This is a genomic window from Sphingobium sp. BYY-5, assembly GCF_022758885.1.
GTDB lineage: Bacteria > Pseudomonadota > Alphaproteobacteria > Sphingomonadales > Sphingomonadaceae > Sphingobium.
Genome location: NZ_JALEBH010000002.1, coordinates 176,570 through 195,966 on the forward strand (window position 1 = coordinate 176,570; position 19,397 = coordinate 195,966).

Consider the following 19,397-nt stretch of genomic DNA (forward strand, 5'->3'; position numbering starts at 1 on the left):
ACCGGAAAAAGACCGGTGTGACAGGGGTATCGATATATATGGTCCATAACCTGCGGCAATGTGCCGGGCTTGCGGTGGGGATGGTGGTGCGATTAGCCTGCTGCGCCATGTTGTCGTTGATCCTTTCGCTCGCCGCCGCTTCGGCGACGCTGTCCGTCCCAATCCGCGAACCCGTCGCCATGGTGCGTGTGACCTTCGACCGGAATGGCGTGACGGACAGCCGGGTCAAGGGGCTGGCCGATCGCGCGACAGGGCGGGCGGTGCGGGATGATGACCCGGTGCGCATCGCTTCTATATCCAAGCTGGTGGTGGCGATCGGCGTGATGCGGCTGGTGGAAGCGGGGACGCTCGACCTGGATCGCGACGTGTCCGACTGGCTGGGCTACAGGCTGCGCCATCCCGCTTTCCCCGATCGGCCGATCACGCTGCGGCTGCTATTGTCGCACCGGTCGGGGCTGACTGATCGGATCGACTATGTTCTGCCATTGGACGCGGACATGCGCATGGTGCTGGAAAATCCTGCAGCCTGGGATGCGGACCATGCGCCTGGCGACTGGTTCGCCTATACGAATTTCAACTTTCCCGTCGTCGCGGCGGTCATGGAGCGGGCGACGGGTGAACGGTTCGACCGGCTGATGGATCGGCTGGTGCTCAAGCCGCTGAAGCTCGACGCCTGTTACAGCTGGACCGGCTGTTCCGATCGAACCGCAGCCCGTGCGGTGGTTCTCTATCGCGACGGGCAATCGGTGCGGGACGACAATAAGGGCGCGAAGCCCATTTGCGCGGTGACGCCGGCGAGCGACGGAAGCTGCGACCTGTCGGTCTGGGTCGCGGGGCGCAATGGCGCGATCTTTTCGCCGCAGGGGGGCTTGCGCATTTCAGCGCGAGGATTGGCGACGATCGGGCGCCTGCTATTGGGACGGGGCGCGGTCGATGGTCGGCGATTGCTGAGCGAGAAGAGCGTCGATGCGCTGATGACGCCGCTCTGGACCTTCAGCGGCACGGACGCACCCAATGGTCTAACCGGGGAGGCTGATACGGGGGAGACGCATAGCGGTTTCACCTGCCGCTATGGGCTGGCGATTGCTTTCCTCGCCACTCCGGCCCAGGGCTGCGCCGATGATCCTTTCGGCGAGGGGGTGCGGCGCATGGGCCACGCCGGCGACGCCTATGGGCTGAAGTCGGGCCTGTGGATCGATCCGGCCAACGGCACGGGTATCGCCTATTTCGCGACGGATGTGGCGGCAGGGCGCGGGGCTGTCAGTGCCTATACGTCGGCCGAAGAGGGACTGGCACAGGGACGGTTGCCTTAACCCCCATCCCAGCCCCGGATCACCGCTTCGCCCACGGCGGGGCGCAGGATGAAGATGCCGCTGTCGGCATGGCGCGTGGGGTGGACACGGTTGGTGAGCAGGGTCCAGGCCAGGCCGCGATCGAAATCGATCCACAGGCCCGTGCCGGTAAAGCCCGTATGGCCGATCGTTTCGGCCGAACAGGCGTCGCCGCCCGACCATCCGGCAAAGGCGCGCTCCCAGCCGCAGGTGCGATGCCCGGTCTGGGCCGTTCGCGCTTCCGCCAGCATCGCCGGGGACAGAATCGATCCGTCGAGCATCGCGCGGGCAAAGCCCAATACGCCGTCGACGGTGCCGAACAGGCCTGCATGGCCCGGTGCACCGCCCAGGGCAAAGGCATTTTCGTCGTGCACCTCACCCTTCATCACGCGGCCGCGCCAGGTGCAGGCTTCGGTTGCTACCGCCGGGCCGGGCGGCGGCCCGTAGGACAAACCATCGCCCAAAGGCCAGGCGGACAGCGGCGCACCAGTGATGCGCTCGATCGCGATGCCCAGCAGGATGAAGTTGATGTCGGAATAGACCGGTGGACCGTGGCGCCATTCGCGTTGCAGCACGAAGGCGCGCAGCCGGGCGGGGTCGTCGCCATAGGTGTAGATCGGCTCGACCGCAGGCAGGAAAGTCCGGTGCGTCAGGCAATCGCGGAAGGTCAGCTTGCGCTCCGCTGCGTTCGCCACATCATATTGGCGCAGGTCGGGAATGGCGTCGGTCAGCGGCCGGTCGAGGTCGATCCGGCCCTGCTGCGCCAGTTGCAGGATCATGGTGGTGGTGGCGATCACCTTCGATACAGAGGCAAGGTCGAACCAATGGTCGCGGGTCAGCGCCTCACGCTTCGGCACGATCGCGGCCGATCCGGCGAAGCGCACGGCGCTGCGGCCGTCGGCGCTCACCACGCCCAGCGTCGCGCCGGGGATGCGGCCGCTGTCCACCGCCGCTGCCGCCGGGACGAAGGCGGCTTCGCAAATCTGCTCGATCATGTCGGTCCCCTTACGCGGTCCTGGGCCGGACGCACATGACGACCGGCAGGAAGAAGATGGCGGCGAAGCTTAATGCGCCGGACAGGAGGAAAAAGCCATCATAGCCGATCTGCTTCTGGATCGCGCCCGCCGCCCCGCCGATCAGGCGCGGCAGGAGGAAGGCGAAGCCGGACAGGAAGGCATATTGGGCGCCGGGATAGCGCGGGCTGACCAGCATGGAGAGATAGACGACGAACACCGCGCCCTCCAGCCCATGGCCGAACTGGTCGACCCCGGCCGCGACATAGAGGACGAAGGCGGACGGTTCGGCATACCAGAGCCAGACGAACACCCAATTGCCGATCGCCGAGGCGCAGGCGCCGATGACAAGCGCAACCGTCATCGGAAGTCGCGCCGCGGACCATCCGCCGAGCGCGACGCCCGCTATCGAACAGGTGAGGGCGACCACGCCATCGGCCATGCTGATCTGTTCCAGACTGTAGCCCGCCGCATTCCAGAGCGGATGGGAAAGGGTCAGCGTCAGCACATCGCCCATGCGGTAGAAGGAGACGAAGGCCAGCACCGGCAGAACGGCATAGCCATAGCGCCAGAAAATCTCGACATAAGGGGCGATGAAGCTGCCCATTTTGGCGGGTGCGTCGCTGGGCAGGCGGCGGATGCGGGGCAGGGCGATGGCAAGCGCCACGAAGGGCAGCAGCGCCACGGCCAGCACGATCGGCGTGACATTGGTCTTGGCGGAAAAGCCCGCGCCCTGGACGGCGGAGAGCAGCGCCCAGCCAATGAGCGCAGTGGCTATCCCGGTCGAGAGCAGGACGCAGAGGCTGACGGCAAGACCGCTGATGAGCGCACTCATGCGGCCTCGCATACCTTCCTGTTCCGGCCGCATGGCGGCGAGCATGGGGAAGGGGAGGAAGGCGGCGATGGCGATGGCGAGATAGGCCCAGGTCCAGTCGGCCCAGGCGGCGACCAGCACCGCGCCGCTGCCCGCCGCGACCATGGCGCTGCGATAACCCCACAGGTTCGCGGCGACGATCGGTCCCTGCTGCGCCTGCGTCGGCGCCAGTTCGATGCGCCAGCCGTCCGCCGCCACCTCCAGCGTCGTCGTCCAGAAAGCGAGCAGGATCGCGAACAGCGCGGTCAGCGGCAGGCTCTGATCGTTGGAAGTGAAGGCCATGGCGACCATCGACAGGAAGATGCCGAGCTGGGAGAGCATGATCCAGCCGCGCCGGCGTCCCCAGAAGCGGGAGAAGCCGGGCACGCTGTAGCGGTCCAGCAAGGGCGCCCAGACGAATTTGAAGGTCGGCAGCAGCGCGATCCAGGCGAAGAAGCCGATGATGACGATGTCGATGCCGTGCCGGGCCAGACGCAGCGTCAGCACCGCGTTGAACATGTAGAAGGGCAGGCCCGCCGAAAAGCCGAGCAGCAGATAGAGGCCCAAGGTCCGCATCGGCGGGCGGCTGGCGGACGGCGTTTCGTTCAGGTCCGGCGCGTCGGCGGCGATCGTGGAGGCCATCAACCGATTTCCTTGAGTTCGGTCACGAAATCATAGCGGTCGCCACGATAGACGGAGCGGGTGAATTCGACCGTGCGGCCGCTGGCGATGCGGGTCAGCCGCTCGATCCGCAACACTTCGCTATTCTGCCGGACGCTGAGCAAGCCAGCTTCGGTCGGGGTGGCGAGCGAGGCGCGGACGCGCTGCGTGCCGGATGTGGGACGAAAGCCGCTGCGGCCCATCGCATCATAGAGGGAGTCGCCGATCGTCGTGAGGTCGGGCAGGCAATCGGCGGGGATCACCGCATGTTCGATCGCCAGCGGCTCCCCGCCCGACAGCCGCACGCGGCCCAGTCGCGCCACGCGCGCGGAGGGAGAAATGGCGAGCGCCAGGGCTTCCTCGTCGGTCGGCTGGGCGTAGTTTTTCATCATCCAGATGACGCCGGGATCTTCGCCGCGCGACCGGGCGTCGCTGGTGAAGCTGGAAAGGATGGAGGCGGGCGCCTCGATCCGCCGTGCGACGAAGGTGCCCGATCCCTGCTTGCGGAACAGCACGCCCTCCTCGATCAACTGCTCGATCGCCTTGCGTACGGTGACGCGGGAAATACCCGCCATTTCGCTAAGGTCGCGTTCCGACGGCAGGGCGTTGCCGGGGGTGATGCCCCCGCTGTCGATATGGTCGCGCAGGTTGCGCGCCAGTTGCAGATAGAGCGGCGTCCCGTCCAGGCTGCGCGCGACCAGTTTCTCCCGCATCTCCCCTATCCCCCCTTGCGCACGGCCCGCATCGCGTCCGGCAGTTTCTGGCCATGGGCGTCCAGCAGATGCCGTGCCTCGTCTGCCGCCACGCCCATGGCGACGAGCACCGCCTGCTTGATGTCCTGCCCGGCTGCATCCAGCGCCTGCGCTGCGGTTCCCAGGTCCACGCCCGCAATGTCGCGCACCATGGCCTGCCCGCGCAAGCGCAGCTTTTCATTGGATATGCGCATGTTGACCATGAGGCCGCGATAGACCAGCCCCATGCGCAGCATGACGGCGGTCGACAACATGTTGAGCATTGCCTTCTGCGCGGTGCCGGCCTTCATCCGGGTGGAGCCGGCCACGATCTCCGTGCCGGTTTCCGCGACCAGTCCGTGATCGGCGGCGGCGAGCAGGGCGGTGCCGTCATTATTGGCGACGCCGATGGTGAGCGCGCCCGCTTCGCGCGCAGCGGTGATGGCGGCGACGGTGTAGGGGGTGCGGCCGCTGGCGGCGACGCCGATCACTATGTCATGGGGCCCGATCCCCGCCGCCGCGATTTCGGCGCGTGCGGCGTCGACATCATCCTCCGCGCCTTCGGCCGCCTCGGTCAGCGCGGCAAGGCCGCCCGCCATCAGGAAGAGCAGTCGTTCCCGCGGCCAGTTATAGGTGGGATACAGTTCCACCCCATCCTGCACCGCGATGCGTCCGGAAGTGCCGGCGCCGACATAGACCAGCCGGCCCTGTGAGCCGAGGCGCGCGGCGGCGGCTTCGGCGGCCTGTGCGATCCGGCCGGTCTGCGATCCGATGGCGGCGATGGCGGCCATCTGCCCTTCGACCATCGCCTCGACGGCCCTGACGGTCGGCCACTGGTCGATATCGACATAGCGCGGATCGATGGCTTCGGTACTCATGGATACTCCGTGGCCGGGCATTGACGCGGGGGGCGCAATCGGTTCAGCTTCGGACTGGAAGGATATGATGCGCGCAGCCCGTTGCTCGTTCATGTGGTATTATTCTTTCGACGTTTTGATGCAACCAAATTAATTCCAATTGTCCTTCCTTCGCCATTTGGTATTGTTTCGGCATGATCGATCATCCAGACGAGCGCGTCGCCACCATCATGGCGCGCGAATGAGCGACCTGCTCGCCAGTCTCCGCACGATCGTCGGGTCGCGCCATGTGCTGACCGGCGCGCGGGCGACGGCGCGCTATCGCCATGGCTATCGCACCGGATCGGGTCAGGCGCTGGCGGTGGTGCAGCCGGGCAGTCTGGTCGAGCAATGGCGCGTGGCCCAGGCCTGCGTCGCTGCCGACATATCGATCATCATGCAGGCGTCGAACACCGGCCTGACCGGCGGATCGACGCCCGACGGCGATGATTATCCCGGCGGCTGCGTCATCATCAGCACCACGCGCATTACTGGACTGCACCTGATTCGGGACGGACGCCAGGCGATCTGCCTGCCGGGCACCACGCTCTACGCGCTGGAAAGGGCATTGGCGCCGCTGGGCCGCGAGCCTCATTCGGTGATCGGCTCCTCCTGCTTTGGCGCGTCGGTGGTGGGCGGTGTGTGCAACAATTCGGGCGGGTCGCTGGTGCAGCGCGGGCCGGCCTTCACCCAACTCAGCCTCTACGGCGTCGTGGGTGCGGACGGGGTGCTGCGGTTGGTCAACCATTTGGGCGTTGCGCTGGGCGACGATCCCGAAATGATGCTGCACAAGCTGGAATTTAGTGATTTTACGGAAGACGACATAGACGCAGCGGCGGATCGCTGGGCACATGACCGCGCCTATGCCAGCCATGTGCGCGACATCGACAGCGCGACGCCCGCCCGCTTCAACGCGGACAGCCGCTGCCTGTTCGAAGCGGCGGGAAGCGCGGATAAGCTGATCGTCTTCGCCGTGCGGCTGGACAGCTTTGCCAAGGAGGAAGGCGCCACCACCTTCTATATCGGCACCAATGATCCGGGTCGGCTGACGGCGCTTCGTCGTGCCATCCTGGGGGATTTCGCCGTCCTGCCGATCGCCGGCGAATATATGCATCGCGATGCGTTCGACATCGCCGACCGCTATGGCAAGGACATGTTCGTCGCGATCGAGCGGCTGGGCACCGACAGGCTGCCGGGGCTGTTCGCGCTCAAGGCGCGGGTGGATGCGCTGCCTTTGCTGGGCGACGGGTTCAGCGACCGGGTGATGCAGCGCATCGGCCGCTTGCTGCCCGATCATCTGCCCGCCGAGATGCGCCATTACAGGGATCGCTTCGAACATCATCTGCTGCTCAAGATGCCGCAGGCGGCACTGGTGGAAACGCGCGCGCTGTTGTTGGATATATTCTCCGCCGACGATGGCGACTATTTCGAATGCACACCCGCGCTGGCCGCCAAGGCTTTTCTCCATCGCTTCGTCGCGGCCGGGGCAGCGGTACGTTATCGCGCGGTGCATCGGGATGCGGTCGAAGATATCGTCCCGCTCGACGTCGCCTTGCCGCGCAATGCGTTGGACTGGCAGGAGGCGCTGCCGCCCGCACTGACGGCGCAGACCGTCCATCGCCTCTATTATGGTCATTTTCTCTGCCATGTCTTCCATCAGGATTATATCCTGCGCAAGGGTGTCGATCCGATCGATTTCGAGCATCGCATCTGGGCGCTGCTGGACACGCGCGGAGCGGAATATCCGGCCGAGCATAATGTCGACCATCTCTACCGGGCCAAGCCCGCTCTGGAGGGATTCTACCGGGGGATCGATCCGCGCAACCAGTGCAATCCGGGCATCGGCCAAACGACGCGGCAGCGCTTCTGGGGCGACGGGCACGAAGGGGAGCTACTCCGGTGAGCTATTATCTGGGCATCGACGCTGGGGGCAGCCATTGCCGCGTAAGACTGATCGCAGCCGATGGCGCGGTGATCGGTACAGGAGAGGGGGGTCCCGCCAATGCCCGGATCGGGCTGGAGCCGCTCCATGCAACATTGCGTGCCGTGTCGGAACAGGCGATTGCCGAAGCCGGATTATCGGGTGAGCAGGTCGCTACGGTCCATGCGGGCATGGGCATCGCCGGCATTTCACGGCCCGGCGTGCGCGCCGCGCTCCGGAATTTTGCCTTCCCCTTCGCCTCGGTCGCCTACGAGACGGACGCCTTCATCGCCAATCTGGGCGCGCATGGCGGCGCGGACGGGGCGATCCTGATCCTGGGTACAGGGAGCATCGCGCAGGTGCGCGCGGGCGGCCGCGACTTCACCATCGGCGGTTATGGTTTCCCCATTTCCGATGAGGGGAGCGGGGCAGCGCTGGGCCTGAGCGCCATGCGTCATGCACTGCGCGCGCTTGACGGGCGGACGCAGGCGACACCGCTGAGCCGCGCCGTGACCGAGCGGTTCGGCCATGAAACGGCGCAGGCCGTCGCCTGGATGGATAAGGCCACACCCAGGGACTATGGCAGCTTCGCCCCGCAAGTGATGGACTATGCCGAAGCGGGCGACGCCATCGCCCGATCGATCGTGGAGGATGCGGTCCAGCATATCGAGCGCTTCATCGAGACGATCTTCGAACGCGGGGCGAGTCGCTGCACCCTGGTCGGAGGTCTCGCGCCCCGGATGCAGCCCTGGCTGCGCGCGCGCACCGTCGCGCGGCTCAGTCCGATGCTGGGCGATGCGTTGGACGGCGCGCTCTATCTGGCGGGCTATCGTCTCAGTTGATATAACTGGTTCGCCGGGCATATGATTGAGATAGGATGATAAAATAGCGATGCGACGCCTTGTCGCGATTCTGGTCGCGTCCCTTGCCGCAACGGCCTCCGCTCAGCCTTCACCCGAATGGCAGGCGGCGGCCGTCGCGCATATCTTGCGCTATAACCGCTATCCCGTCCTCGCGCAGCGCGAGGGTGTTGAGGGGACCGTGCGTGTCCGCCTGTGCGTCCGGCGCGACGGTAGGCTTGTCTCCGTCGCATTGGAGAAAACGTCGGGTTCTTCGATCCTGGACGACGCTGCCATTCAGGCCGTGCGGGCGGCCAATCCCCTGCCAGCCCTGTCCGCGGATGCCGCCGCGGAAAGCTATTTCATCCTTCCCGTCACATACAGGATTGCCGAATGAATCTACCGCTGAAGCTGTACTGGTCGATGTCCGCCCTCGCCATTCTTCTGGCGTCTCCGGCCCTGGCCTATGCGCAGGCGGGCAATGTAGAAGCGACCGACGAGGAGACCATGGCGTTGACTCCCGAAACGCTGAGCGATGCGTTGTCCTGTCGCTCGCATGAGGCGGCCATGGCCTTCGCTTCGGCCCTGTTCCTTGATGACAAGGCGCCGGACTGGATGCACGAGGCTGAGGAGGAGAAGGATGTAGAAGGCATGATCGGCCTCTACGCCTACAGGCTTTCGCATCCGGCTTCGCTCCGGGGGGAGGCGGTCGATCGCGTCTATTTCATGAAGGATTGGGTGGTGGCGCTATGGCCGCGCGCCAGGGCGCTGGCGTTTATCCAGGCCCAGAATCTGGAGCGGGCGCCGATTAAGATGACGGAGCAATATTATCGCTTCGTCGATCCGGAAAGCGGCCCCATGCTCGGTGCGTTCGAACCGACCGGGAACGCCACCGCCGCGATGCTGGCGCGGGCTTTCGGGGCGGAACTGCCTCCTACACCGCCCAGTGAGAGCCTGTTCGTCGGGTGCAATTACGCGCCTGCTTCAGAGGCGAATTTCCTCGAAGCAGCCGGTCAGACCGAAGAGATGATGAACGGCGCCGCACGCGACATCGGCAACGCTGCCGCACCCGATCAACCGCGATAGGGACGGATGGTCTATGGTTGCGTCACCTGGGGCTGGTAGCGCGCGAAAATTCTGGCGTGGTCGAGCCATGCATCATTCTTCTTCTGCTTTGCGATCCCGTCCAGCGATGTCGGGCGATCGAGCATCAGGTCGAGTTCGAAATGGCCGGACGGATGCGGGAAGTCGCGCGTGAAGCGGATCAGCGCCTGACGGCTTTCCGCATCCAGCGCTGATGTGGGCAGTTTTTTCAAGCGGCGCTCCGCCTCCTTCTGCTGGCGGGGAAATTCGACGGCCGGGTCTTTGTCGTCCGGAATGAAGGCGATGAGGCTCGGCATGATCATGCTTTCGAGCAGGGAACGGTTGTCGAGCACGAACCGCAGCCTGGAGACCCGGAGACCGATCAGGTCGGAGGGGTCGCGAACATTGTCTCCCTGAAATTCCGCATCGGCCGCAAAGCTGACATGGCCAAGCCAGGGGCTTTCCAGCGCCACCTCGCGAAGGCTGAGCGTCTTTGCCGCGACATCGAACGCGAAATCGAGACGCGCGTCGAAAGGCTTTTGTGTGAGGGCCATCTGGTAGCGGGCGTGGCTGTTGTCGATCTCGTAGGAAAAGCGGATGCCCTTGGCTTCCACGCGCAGATGAGGGGGGAGCGGCGACAGCTTGCCATCCCACTGGTCGAGCCCCGCCACGGTCAATTGCTCGACTGTCCATGCCTGCCTCGTGCCGGTCTTGATCCGCATATTGCTGAACAGGCATTGGCCGTCGATCGAACGGACCTTGCTCTGCGGCGTCATGGCATTTTTGAGCAACCCTTCCGACAATTGCCTGCAGCTTGGCGGCTTGGGCGGCGTGGCCGTCCCGACCGTAGCCATGGTCGCGATCAACAAACAGGGTATGATCGAAACGCGCACTAAACGTGCTGGTTGCATAGTTTTTCCTCGTCGGGGCATTGCGCTGGTAGACGAGGAAACGCCTTTCTTTCAACCTCTTTACCCCTGCCTTGCGATCCTGAAGATTTCACAGCCGGTGTGTTGCGGCGTTTCCTGCCGAAACGGTCCCCCGTTTCGATCAATCATGACGCTATGTGTCCATCATCCATGCTTTATCGAGCATCGATCCCTCTAGTCTTTGCCAGTCATGATCTCGAAGCTTCGTTCCGTCCCTGCCCGTCTTCCGATGGCCCGTCTTCCGATGGAAAGTGGGCGCCTGTGATCCTCGCCGGGTTACTGCTCGCGGGCGCGGGGCTTCCGGCTGCCGAAGCGGCGAGCGTTGGCCCGATCACGCCGGTCCGTCCCCATTCGCATATCCACGCCGGACAGCAGACGCCGGGCGAAGGGCCGATCGTGTTTGACCTGACCTATAGCAGCGACACGATGGGCGTAGTGTCTGGCGGGGTGAAGCGGCGCGTGCGCTATCTCGACAATCTCGACCTGGTGCTGGAGGTCGATCTGGAGGATCTGGTCGGTTGGCAAGGGGCTGAAATGCACGTTTATGGCCTGTACAATAACGGCCGGTCCATGTCGCAGGTCGTGGGCGACGCGCAGATGGTCAGCGAGATCGAGGCCAATGGCAGGGCGGTCAAGCTCTACGAAGCCTGGATCGACCAGATGCTGGCGCCCAACCTGTCGCTGCGGGCGGGCATCTACGACCTCAATTCCGAGTTCGACGTGCTGGAAACCGCAACCCTGTTTGTCGGCGGCGCGCACGGCATGGGCAGCGACATCGGCATGTCGGGCCGCAACGGTCCCTCCATTTTCCCGGCCACGGGTCTGGCCGCGCGCGCTTTGTATCGCCCGGCGAAGGGATGGACGATCCGTGCGGCCATTCTTGACGGTATGCCAGGTAATCCGGAGCATCCGTCCCGTACCAGCATCCGGCTGGGCGGCGGCGAGGGCGCGCTGTTGATCGGTGAAGTGGAAGCGCCCATCGCTGACGGCCGCCTCCTGCTTGGCCATTGGCGCTATACATCCTCCTTCGATCGCTTCGAGGGGACGCATGGCGGCGGCAATGCCGGCTATTATCTGCGCGGCGAAAAGACATTGATCGAGGATGGCGATAGGCGGGTCGACGGCTTCTTCCGCCTCGGCACCGCAGCCAAACATTATAATATGTTCGACCGGTTTGTTAGCGCGGGGTTTAAACTGGGTGGCTGGATCGACGGTCGGCCGGAGGATGAGATCGGCTTCGCCATGATCGGCGCCTTCACCTCACCCGAATATCGTCGCGCCAATGACGCAGGACGATCCGAGATAGTGGCGGAGGCAACCTATCGCGCCCCGCTGACCCCTTGGCTCACGATCCAGCCCGACCTGCAATATGTCCGCAATCCATCCGCCGATCCGTCGATCGACGATGCCTGGGTGATCGGGCTACGGGTCGAAATGGCCTTCCGCCTGATCGACTGACCTCAGTTGCCGCAGGCCGCACGTGCCCACGCAGCGGCGTCGGCACGTGCGACCGATGGGTGATTAACTACCTATATTATCCCATTTAATGGGATAATATAGGTATATATGGAACTATATTGCCGCCGCCCCGCCACCGCTCTATAGCGTCGGCAAAAGGTGAAGGGAGCGGGACATGCGGCTGGTCGGAATGTTGATGGGCTGGGGGAGCGTGACGGCTCTGGTGCTGGGAACAGTCGCGGCCCAGGCCGTGCCAGCCGGTTTGCGGCAGATGGAGAAGCTCGATCGCGCGCTGGTCGCGGTGCCGCTCGCCTCCGGTCAGGGGATGCATGTCAGTTGGCGCCTGCTCGCCACCGACCCGAACAATATCCGCTTCACCTTGTTGCGTGACGGCAAACCAATCAAGTCCATCGGCGCGAAGGACGCCACCAGCGTCACCGATCCCGCTGGCACCGCGCAAAGCCGATACCGCCTGCGCGATTCCGCTGGTAAGACGGTCGCAATGGCAACGCCCTGGATGGCGGGCTATCTGTCGATCCCGCTCGACAAGCCTGCCGACCGCGTGACACCCGATGGCGAACGTTACAGCTATTCGGCCAATGACGCGAGCGTGGGCGATCTGGACGGCGATGGCCGCTATGAGGTCATCGTCAAATGGTATCCTTCGATCGCCAAGGACAATGCTTTTGGCGGCTATACCGGCGAAACCCTGCTGGACGCCTATACGCTCGACGGCAAGCGGTTGTGGCGCATCGACCTTGGCCCCAATATCCGGTCGGGCGCCCATTATACCCAGTTCATGGTCTTCGACCTGGACGGCGACGGCCGCGCCGAAGTGGCGATGAAGACCGCCGACGGCACGATCGACGGCGCTGGCACCGTGATTGGCGATGGGCGGGCGGACTGGCGTGAGCATGAGGGCGAAACCCCACAGGCCGACCGCACCGGCGCCACCGTCCTGCCCGACGGGAGCAAGGTCGCCCAGCTCAAGGGCCGCATCCTGCGTGGTCCTGAATATCTGACTGTGTTCGACGGACTGACCGGCAAGGCGCTGGCCACCGCGCCCTATGCCCCATCGCGCGGTCCCAGCGGCGATAATCCGTCGCCGGAGGAGCGGGCCGCCACCTGGGGCGACGCCTATGGCAACCGGTCGGAACGCTATCTTGCCAGCGTCGCCTATCTCGACGGGCGGCGGCCCAGCCTGATCTTCGCGCGCGGCTATTATGCCCGCTCCACCATCGCCGCCTGGGACTGGCGCGACGGCAAGCTCAGCCAGCGCTGGCTGTTCGACAGCGCAGCGCCGGGCAATGCCGACTATGGCGGTCAGGGCAATCACCAGATGTCGGTGGCCGATGTCGATGGCGATGGTCGCGATGAAATCCTCTATGGCTCCATGGCTGTGGACGATGATGGCCGGGGGCTGTGGTCGGCGCGCCTCTTCCATGGCGATACCATGCATGTGTCCGACCTTGATCCCACGCGCCCCGGCCTGGAGAAATTCGGCGTGCATGAGGATATGCGCAGCAACGGCAATATCGGCGTCGCCATGCTCGATGCCCGCACCGGCGAACGGCTCTGGACCAAGCCTGCGAACAGCGATACCGGCCGTGGCATCGCCATGGACATCGATCCGCGCTATCCGGGCGCGGAATCCTGGGCATCCAACTCGCCGGACCTGTGGGATGCGAAGGGGAATGTCATTCCGGGCGGCCATCCCCGCGCCGCCAATTTCGGCATATGGTGGGACGGTGACGGGCTGCGTGAACCGCTGGACGGAACGCGCATCACCAAATGGGACTGGCGCAGCAGTCGGGAAATGCCGCTCTTTTCCCCCGAAGGCGTCGAATCGAACAACGGGACCAAGCAAAACCCAGCCCTCTCTGCCGATATTGTCGGTGACTGGCGTGAGGAACTGATCCTGCGCAGCGCCGACAGCAGCGAGTTGCGCATCTATACAACCCCCTGGCCGACGGCGATCCGCCTGCCCACGCTGATGCACGATCCGGTCTACCGCCTTGGGGTCGCCTGGCAGAACAGCGCCTATAACCAGCCGCCCCATCTGTCCTTTGCCATCCCCGTCGACATTCCGACGCAATGATCCGGGGCAGGATGGATCAGAGGCGATCCCGCGCGCCGCGCATTAGGTCGTCGATGAAATCGGCCACGGCGCGAATGCGAGGCAGGCGCTGCAGGTCGCTGTGCATGACCAGCCAGTAGCTGCGCGACACCTGCATGTCGCCGGGCATGATCTGCACCAGCCTGTCATCGTTCATCGTGGCAAAGACGTGGAGGAAGGCCAGCCCCATGCCGGCCGCCACAGCGGCCTGCTGCGCCGCGCTCGAACTGGCGCGGAAGCCGATGGTGGCGCCGGGCAGGAGCTGGTTGAGCGCGATCATTTCCGGGAAGCCGGCCAGTTCCTCAATATAGGACAGGAAGACATGCCCCTGCAGGTCGGCGCGCGTGGCCGGCACGCCATGCCGGTCCAGATAGGCGCGGGAGGCGAAGAGGCCCAGCCGATAATCGGCCAGCTTGCGCGTCACCAGCCGTCCCCTGGGCGGCGGCTTCAACATCACCGCCATGTCGGCTTCGCGCTTGGAGAGGCTGGTTGTCCGGCTTTCCGATGCCAGTTCGAGCGTCAGGCCGGGATGCCGGTCACGCAGCAAGGCTGAGCGCGGGGCGATCAAATGGCTGGCAAAGGCTTCGGGCGTCGCCAGCCGCACTGTCCCGTCGATCGCCCGGTCGCGATCCCGCACGCTGGCGGCGGCGGCCAGCAATTCGCTTTCGATCCGTTCGGCATGAGGCGTCAATGCGAAGGCGGCCTGGGTCGGCGTCACGCCGCGCGGTGAACGGTCGAACAGGCGCACGCCCAGCGCCGTCTCCAGATGACCGACGCGACGCGCCACCGTGCTATGGTCCAGCCCCACGCGCCGCGCCGCCGCCAGCATGTTGCCCTCGCGCAATATGGTCAGGAACAGGCGCAGGTCATCCGAATTCAGCATAGGTGTTTTTGCACAATGATTGTGGAATCATTACTGTACAGTTGCATGTCCTGATCGTCTAGGCCAGCCACCATGAAATCCGTGCGAGGAGAGACAGACATGCGGTCGATAAGCCATTTCATTCATGGGGAAGAGGTTCGCCTGTCCGGCGGACGCAACGCGGACATATTGGACCCGTCTACCGGCGCGGTGCAGGCGCAGGTGGAACTGGCGCGGGCGCTCGATCTTCAGCAGGTGGTGGATTCCGCGCGGGCGGCGCAACCGGGTTGGGCGGCGACGAACCCGCAGCGCCGCGCACGGGTGATGTTCCGGTTCAAGGAACTGATCGAACAATATATGGACGAACTCGCCCATCTTCTCTCGTCCGAACATGGCAAGGTGGTCGCCGATTCCAGGGGCGACATCCAGCGCGGGCTGGAAGTGGTCGAATATGCCTGCGGCATCCCCCATCTGCTCAAGGGCGAATATAGCGAAGGCGCCGGGCCGGGCATCGACGTCTGGTCGATGCGCCAGCCGATCGGCATCGCGGCGGGGATCACGCCCTTCAACTTTCCGGCGATGATCCCGCTCTGGATGGCCGCGCCCGCCATCGCTTGCGGCAACGCCTTCATCCTCAAGCCCTCGGAACGTGATCCGTCCGTACCTGTACGCCTTGCTGAACTGGCTATGGAAGCGGGGCTGCCGGCGGGCATCCTCAACGTCGTCCATGGCGACAAGGAGATTGTCGACGCGATCCTCGACCATCCGGATATCAAGGCGGTCAGTTTCGTCGGGTCGTCCGACATCGCCAACTATGTCTATGGGCGCGGCGCGCAGAACGGCAAGCGGGTCCAGTGCATGGGCGGCGCCAAGAATCACGGCATCGTCCTGCCCGACGCGGACATGGACCAGGCGGTCGCCGACATTATCGGCGCGGCCTATGGCAGCGCGGGCGAGCGCTGCATGGCGCTGCCGGTCGTGACCCCGGTGGGCGAAGCGACTGCGGAAATCCTGCGCGCCAAGCTGATCACCGCGATCGAGGGGTTGCGCGTGGGCATCTCGACCGATCCCGACGCGCATTATGGCCCCGTGGTTTCGGCGCAGCACAAGGCGCGGATCGAATCCTATATCCAGATGGCGGCCGACGAGGGGGCGGAAATCGTCATCGACGGACGCGGCTTCTCGCTCCAGGGCTATGAACAAGGCTTCTTCCTCGCCCCGACGCTGATCGACCGGGTGACGCCGCAGATGAAGAGCTACCAGGACGAGATTTTCGGCCCCGTGCTCCAGATACTGCGCGCCGAAACCTTCGAGGAAGCGCTCAGCCACCCGACCAATCATCAATATGGCAATGGCGTCGCCATCTTCACCCGCAACGGCGACTATGCGCGCAAGTTCGCGAGTCAGGTGGAAGTCGGCATGGTCGGCATCAACGTGCCGATCCCGGTGCCGGTCGCTTATCACAGCTTTGGCGGGTGGAAGCGGTCAGGCTTCGGCGACCTCGATCAATATGGCATGGACGGCGTGCGTTTCTACACCCGCACCAAGAAGATCACCCAACGCTGGCCGTCGGGCGGCGCGGTGGTCGATCAGAGCTTCGTCATCCCAACCATGAAGTGAGCGCATGGACCGCGCTCCAGCTACGGCCGGGGCGCGAGACCGCCGATCAGTATCTGGACCAGTGAATCGGCGATCGCATCGACCGCCATCGGCCCGGCCGGATCATGCCAGCGCGCGGGCCAGTTAAGTGCGCCCGCCAGGGCAAAGGCTGCCATCTTCACATCGACAGGGGCGATCGACCCGTCGGCCACGGCGTCCGCGATCAGGCCGCGCAGCGCCAGGTCAATGTCCCGCTTGCCCGCGCGAAACAGCGCCGCGCCCTCACGCGAGAGGGATTCGTCCCCCGTTCGCACCACGCAGCGGCCGAAATCATCCATGTTGATCTGGGCATAATGGCGCAGGAATTTCCGCAACCGGTCAAGGCCGCTGCCCGGCTCGCTCTTCGCTGCCTCGGCTGCCAGCCGTAGCGGTTCCAGCCCGCGCGTCACGCATTCGATCAGCACCTGCTCCTTATTGCCCAGATAATGATAGATGGTCGGCTTGCTGATCCCCAGCGACGCTGCGACATCGTCCAGCGAAGTGGCGTGATAACCGCGCGCATTGAACATCCGTACCGCCGCGCGCAGCACCGCTTCGCGCTTCTCCTCGCGATCCCTGATCTTTTCCTCGCGCGTCCGGAAAGGGGAGGGGATTTCGGAAGCTGAACCGATGGGCAATGAAAACTCCTTCCTCCTCCTATTGACAAGAAACCTATCCATAAGCAATCTACTCATCAGTATATAAATGACGAGTGGGTTTATGCTGACGGATATTCAGCTCTCCATCCGGGACATGGTGAGAGGATTTGCGCAGGATCGGATTCGTCCGGACAGCGCCCGGTTCGAAGCGGAAGGCGGCTATCCGCCTGCCTTGTTCGAGGAGATGGGTGGGCTTGGCCTGTGGGGCATGACCGCGCCCGAATCCTATGGCGGTGCGGCCGTCGACTCGGTCTCCTATGCCCTGGCGCTCATGGAAATCGCGGCGGCCGATGGCGCCCTGTCGACCATCGTTTCCATCCAGAACAGCATCATGGTTGGCGGCCTGCTCAAGGACGGCAATGATGCGCAGAGGCAGCGATTTCTCCCTGATCTGATCGGCGGCTGCACCATCGGCGCCTTCGCGCTCACCGAAGCCGACGCCGGGTCGGACGCCGCCGCCATCCGCACCCGCGCAATCAAGGTGGACGGCGGCTGGCGGCTCGACGGGGCCAAGCAGTTCATCACTTCCGGCAGGATTGGCGGGCTGGTGATGGTGATCGCCGTCACCGACCCCGAAGCGGGGAAGAAGGGGCTGTCCGCCTTCCTCGTGCCGACCGACCGGCCCGGCTATGTCGTCGACAAGATCGAGCATAAAATGGGGCAGGGCGCGTCGGACACCTGCGCGCTGCGCTTCGAGGATATGTTCGTCGAGGATGACCTGCTGCTGGGCGATCCGGGGCAGGGCTATCGCATCGCCCTGGCGAATCTGGAGACCGGACGGATCGGCATCGCCGCGCAATGCGTTGGCATGGCGCAGGCCGCGCTGGAGATCGCGATCGGCTATGCCAAGGATCGCCGCTCCATGGGCAAGGCCATTATCGATCATCAGGCGGTCGGCTTCCGCCTTGCCGACCTCGCCACCCGGCTGGAGGCTGCGCGACAGCTCGTTCTCTCCGCCGCCGCCCTGCGCGATGCCGGGCAGCCCGCCCTGACGCAGGCGTCGATGGCCAAGCTCTTTGCCTCCGAGGCCGCCGAAGCGGTGGTGTCGGGCGCGATGCAGACGCTGGGCGGCTATGGTTATCTTGAGGAATTCGGCATCGCCAAAATCTACCGCGATGTGCGTGTCTGCCAGATTTATGAAGGCACATCGGACATTCAGCGCATGGTGATCGCGCGCAGTCTTTGAAAGAAATTTGGCTTTGAAGGAAACAGCTATGCGGAATGATCCAGTCGTCATTGCGGGCTATGCCCGGACCCCCATGGGTGGCTTTCAGGGCGCGCTCTCCCCGCTCAAGGCCACCGATCTCGGATCGGCAGCGGTAAAGGCCGCCGTGGAGCGCGCAAAGCTGTCGGCCGATGCGGTCGATCGCATCTATATGGGTTGCGTCCTGCCCGCCGGGCTGGGCCAGGCGCCCGCGCGGCAGGCGGCGCTGGGCGCGGGCCTTGGCCTCAACACGGAAGCCACCACCGTCAACAAGATGTGCGGATCAGGGATGCAGGCGGCGATCATGGCGCATGAGGCGCTGAGCGCCGGGTCTGTCGATGTCGTGGTCGCGGGCGGCATGGAAAGCATGACCAATGCCCCCTATGCCCTGCCCAAGCATCGCGGCGGCGCGCGTATCGGCCATGATCGGATCATCGACACGATGATGATGGACGGGCTGGAAGACGCCTATGAACCGGGCAAGGCAATGGGCGTCTTCGCCGAGGAAGCGGTGCGCGACTATCAGTTCACCCGTGCCGACCAGGATGACTATGCCATCCGATCGCTGAGCCGCGCCAATGACGCGATCGCCAGTGGCGCCTTTACGCGGGAAATCACGCCGGTTACGGTATCGGGCCGAGGCGGCGACACCGTCATCGACACCGACGAACAGCCCGGCAAGGCTCGCCCTGACAAGATCCCGTCATTGAAGCCCGCCTTCGTCAAGGACGGCACCATCACCGCGGCCAATGCCTCCTCCATTTCGGACGGCGCCGCCGCGCTGGTGATGACGCGCCAGAGCGTCGCGGAAAAGCTGGGCCTGCCGGTGATCGCCAGGGTCGTCGCCACCGCCGCCCATGCCCATGAACCGGCCAAGTTCACCACCGCCCCGGTGCCAGCGATCCGCAAGCTGCTGGACAAGGCCGGCTGGTCGGTAGCCGATGTCGACCTGTTCGAAGTCAATGAAGCCTTTGCCGTGGTGGCGATGATTGCGGCCAAGGATCTTGGCATCCCGGCGGAAAAGCTCAACGTCAATGGCGGCGCGACCGCGCTGGGCCATCCGATCGGCGCATCGGGCGCGCGGATCGTGGCGACACTGCTGGGCGCGCTGGAACATCGCGGCCTCAAGCGCGGCGTCGCCAGCCTCTGCATTGGCGGGGGCGAAGCGACGGCGATGGCGGTCGAACTGGTCTGATTGGAGTAG

Annotated in this window: 17 protein-coding genes; 10 read left to right on the forward strand and 7 right to left on the reverse strand. The window is 64.8% G+C overall.

Going from position 1 to position 19,397, the window contains the following annotated elements; all coding sequences use genetic code 11:
• Positions 1–38: 38 nt before the first annotated feature.
• Positions 39–1,313, forward strand: coding sequence for a serine hydrolase domain-containing protein (locus MOK15_RS17090; RefSeq protein WP_242932923.1), 1,275 nt, complete (start codon positions 39–41; stop codon positions 1,311–1,313).
• Here MOK15_RS17090 and MOK15_RS17095 read toward each other — a convergent pair.
• From MOK15_RS17095 to MOK15_RS17110, 4 genes are read right to left on the reverse strand one after another with little or no spacing between them, the layout of a single operon-like run.
• Positions 1,310–2,326, reverse strand: coding sequence for a serine hydrolase domain-containing protein (locus MOK15_RS17095; protein WP_242932924.1), 1,017 nt, complete (start codon positions 2,324–2,326; stop codon positions 1,310–1,312). The genes MOK15_RS17090 and MOK15_RS17095 overlap by 4 nt on opposite strands.
• Before the next feature lie 10 nt (positions 2,327–2,336).
• On the reverse strand, positions 2,337–3,839 hold the full coding sequence (locus MOK15_RS17100) for a permease (protein WP_242932925.1): 1,503 nt from the start codon (positions 3,837–3,839) through the stop codon (positions 2,337–2,339).
• Complete coding sequence (locus MOK15_RS17105) at positions 3,839–4,570, reverse strand: GntR family transcriptional regulator (protein WP_242932926.1); 732 nt, start codon at positions 4,568–4,570, stop codon at positions 3,839–3,841. The genes MOK15_RS17100 and MOK15_RS17105 overlap by 1 nt, the downstream gene beginning before the upstream one ends.
• A 5-nt stretch (positions 4,571–4,575) precedes the next feature.
• Positions 4,576–5,466, reverse strand: a complete 891-nt coding sequence (locus MOK15_RS17110) for an N-acetylmuramic acid 6-phosphate etherase (RefSeq protein ID WP_242932927.1) — start codon at positions 5,464–5,466, stop codon at positions 4,576–4,578.
• A gap of 220 nt (positions 5,467–5,686) precedes the next feature.
• On the opposite strand from MOK15_RS17110, the gene dld reads away from it, so the two are divergent.
• The 4 genes from dld to MOK15_RS17130 are packed head-to-tail and all read left to right on the forward strand — an operon-like array spanning position 5,687 to position 9,330.
• Positions 5,687–7,387, forward strand: coding sequence for a D-lactate dehydrogenase (dld, locus tag MOK15_RS17115; protein ID WP_242932928.1), 1,701 nt, complete (start codon positions 5,687–5,689; stop codon positions 7,385–7,387).
• Positions 7,384–8,247 carry a BadF/BadG/BcrA/BcrD ATPase family protein gene (locus MOK15_RS17120; RefSeq protein WP_242932929.1) on the forward strand — a complete coding sequence of 288 codons (864 nt, stop codon included), beginning with the start codon at positions 7,384–7,386 and terminating at the stop codon, positions 8,245–8,247. The genes dld and MOK15_RS17120 overlap by 4 nt, the downstream gene beginning before the upstream one ends.
• A gap of 49 nt (positions 8,248–8,296) precedes the next feature.
• The gene (locus MOK15_RS17125; protein ID WP_242932930.1) at positions 8,297–8,641 is read left to right on the forward strand and encodes an energy transducer TonB; all 345 of its coding nucleotides are present in this window, start codon (positions 8,297–8,299) and stop codon (positions 8,639–8,641) included.
• Positions 8,638–9,330, forward strand: coding sequence for a hypothetical protein (locus tag MOK15_RS17130; protein WP_242932931.1), 693 nt, complete (start codon positions 8,638–8,640; stop codon positions 9,328–9,330). Before MOK15_RS17125 ends, MOK15_RS17130 begins: the two co-directional genes overlap by 4 nt.
• An 11-nt stretch (positions 9,331–9,341) precedes the next feature.
• Here the strand turns inward: MOK15_RS17130 and MOK15_RS17135 are convergent, their stop codons facing one another.
• Entirely contained in the window at positions 9,342–10,193 is an 852-nt protein-coding gene (locus MOK15_RS17135; RefSeq protein WP_242932932.1) for a hypothetical protein, read from the reverse strand.
• 324 nt (positions 10,194–10,517) lie between these two features.
• Between MOK15_RS17135 and MOK15_RS17140 the strand changes: the two genes are divergently transcribed.
• Both MOK15_RS17140 and MOK15_RS17145 read left to right on the forward strand, forming a co-directional pair.
• Positions 10,518–11,714, forward strand: coding sequence for a carbohydrate porin (locus tag MOK15_RS17140; protein ID WP_242932933.1), 1,197 nt, complete (start codon positions 10,518–10,520; stop codon positions 11,712–11,714).
• A 271-nt stretch (positions 11,715–11,985) separates the two neighbouring features.
• On the forward strand, positions 11,986–13,812 hold the full coding sequence (locus MOK15_RS17145; RefSeq protein ID WP_278254350.1) for a rhamnogalacturonan lyase: 1,827 nt from the start codon (positions 11,986–11,988) through the stop codon (positions 13,810–13,812).
• Between the two features lie 16 nt (positions 13,813–13,828).
• Here MOK15_RS17145 and MOK15_RS17150 read toward each other — a convergent pair whose 3' ends face one another.
• Positions 13,829–14,713, reverse strand: a complete 885-nt coding sequence (locus MOK15_RS17150) for a LysR family transcriptional regulator (RefSeq protein ID WP_242932934.1) — start codon at positions 14,711–14,713, stop codon at positions 13,829–13,831.
• A 99-nt stretch (positions 14,714–14,812) separates the two neighbouring features.
• On the opposite strand from MOK15_RS17150, the gene MOK15_RS17155 reads away from it, so the two are divergent.
• On the forward strand, positions 14,813–16,312 hold the full coding sequence (locus tag MOK15_RS17155) for a CoA-acylating methylmalonate-semialdehyde dehydrogenase (protein WP_242932935.1): 1,500 nt from the start codon (positions 14,813–14,815) through the stop codon (positions 16,310–16,312).
• 20 nt (positions 16,313–16,332) lie between these two features.
• On the opposite strand, the gene MOK15_RS17160 is transcribed toward MOK15_RS17155, so the two are convergent.
• A complete protein-coding gene (locus MOK15_RS17160) occupies positions 16,333–16,968 on the reverse strand; it encodes a TetR/AcrR family transcriptional regulator (protein ID WP_242932936.1) in 636 nt (211 codons plus the stop codon).
• 82 nt (positions 16,969–17,050) lie between these two features.
• On the opposite strand from MOK15_RS17160, the gene MOK15_RS17165 reads away from it, so the two are divergent.
• Together MOK15_RS17165 and MOK15_RS17170 are read left to right on the forward strand one after the other, a co-directional pair.
• A complete protein-coding gene (locus MOK15_RS17165; protein WP_242932937.1) occupies positions 17,051–18,175 on the forward strand; it encodes an acyl-CoA dehydrogenase family protein in 1,125 nt (374 codons plus the stop codon).
• 28 nt (positions 18,176–18,203) lie between these two features.
• Positions 18,204–19,388: an acetyl-CoA C-acyltransferase gene (locus tag MOK15_RS17170; protein ID WP_242932938.1), complete on the forward strand. Its 1,185-nt coding sequence runs from the start codon at positions 18,204–18,206 to the stop codon at positions 19,386–19,388.
• Positions 19,389–19,397: the final 9 nt, after the last annotated feature.

What these genes read in the sequence shown, in the direction of transcription:
- MOK15_RS17105 (WP_242932926.1), bottom strand. Translation starts at nt 4,570, where the DNA reads ATGCGGGAGAAACTGGTCGCGCGCAGCCTGGACGGGACGCCGCTCTAT.
- MOK15_RS17165 (WP_242932937.1), top strand. Translation starts at nt 17,051, where the DNA reads ATGCTGACGGATATTCAGCTCTCCATCCGGGACATGGTGAGAGGATTT.
- MOK15_RS17125 (WP_242932930.1), top strand. Translation starts at nt 8,297, where the DNA reads ATGCGACGCCTTGTCGCGATTCTGGTCGCGTCCCTTGCCGCAACGGCC.
- MOK15_RS17170 (WP_242932938.1), top strand. Translation starts at nt 18,204, where the DNA reads ATGCGGAATGATCCAGTCGTCATTGCGGGCTATGCCCGGACCCCCATG.
- MOK15_RS17130 (WP_242932931.1), top strand. Translation starts at nt 8,638, where the DNA reads ATGAATCTACCGCTGAAGCTGTACTGGTCGATGTCCGCCCTCGCCATT.
- MOK15_RS17090 (WP_242932923.1), top strand. Translation starts at nt 39, where the DNA reads ATGGTCCATAACCTGCGGCAATGTGCCGGGCTTGCGGTGGGGATGGTG.
- MOK15_RS17155 (WP_242932935.1), top strand. Translation starts at nt 14,813, where the DNA reads ATGCGGTCGATAAGCCATTTCATTCATGGGGAAGAGGTTCGCCTGTCC.
- dld (WP_242932928.1), top strand. Translation starts at nt 5,687, where the DNA reads ATGAGCGACCTGCTCGCCAGTCTCCGCACGATCGTCGGGTCGCGCCAT.
- MOK15_RS17110 (WP_242932927.1), bottom strand. Translation starts at nt 5,466, where the DNA reads ATGAGTACCGAAGCCATCGATCCGCGCTATGTCGATATCGACCAGTGG.
- MOK15_RS17100 (WP_242932925.1), bottom strand. Translation starts at nt 3,839, where the DNA reads ATGGCCTCCACGATCGCCGCCGACGCGCCGGACCTGAACGAAACGCCG.
- MOK15_RS17095 (WP_242932924.1), bottom strand. Translation starts at nt 2,326, where the DNA reads ATGATCGAGCAGATTTGCGAAGCCGCCTTCGTCCCGGCGGCAGCGGCG.
- MOK15_RS17145 (WP_278254350.1), top strand. Translation starts at nt 11,986, where the DNA reads ATGGAGAAGCTCGATCGCGCGCTGGTCGCGGTGCCGCTCGCCTCCGGT.
- MOK15_RS17150 (WP_242932934.1), bottom strand. Translation starts at nt 14,713, where the DNA reads ATGCTGAATTCGGATGACCTGCGCCTGTTCCTGACCATATTGCGCGAG.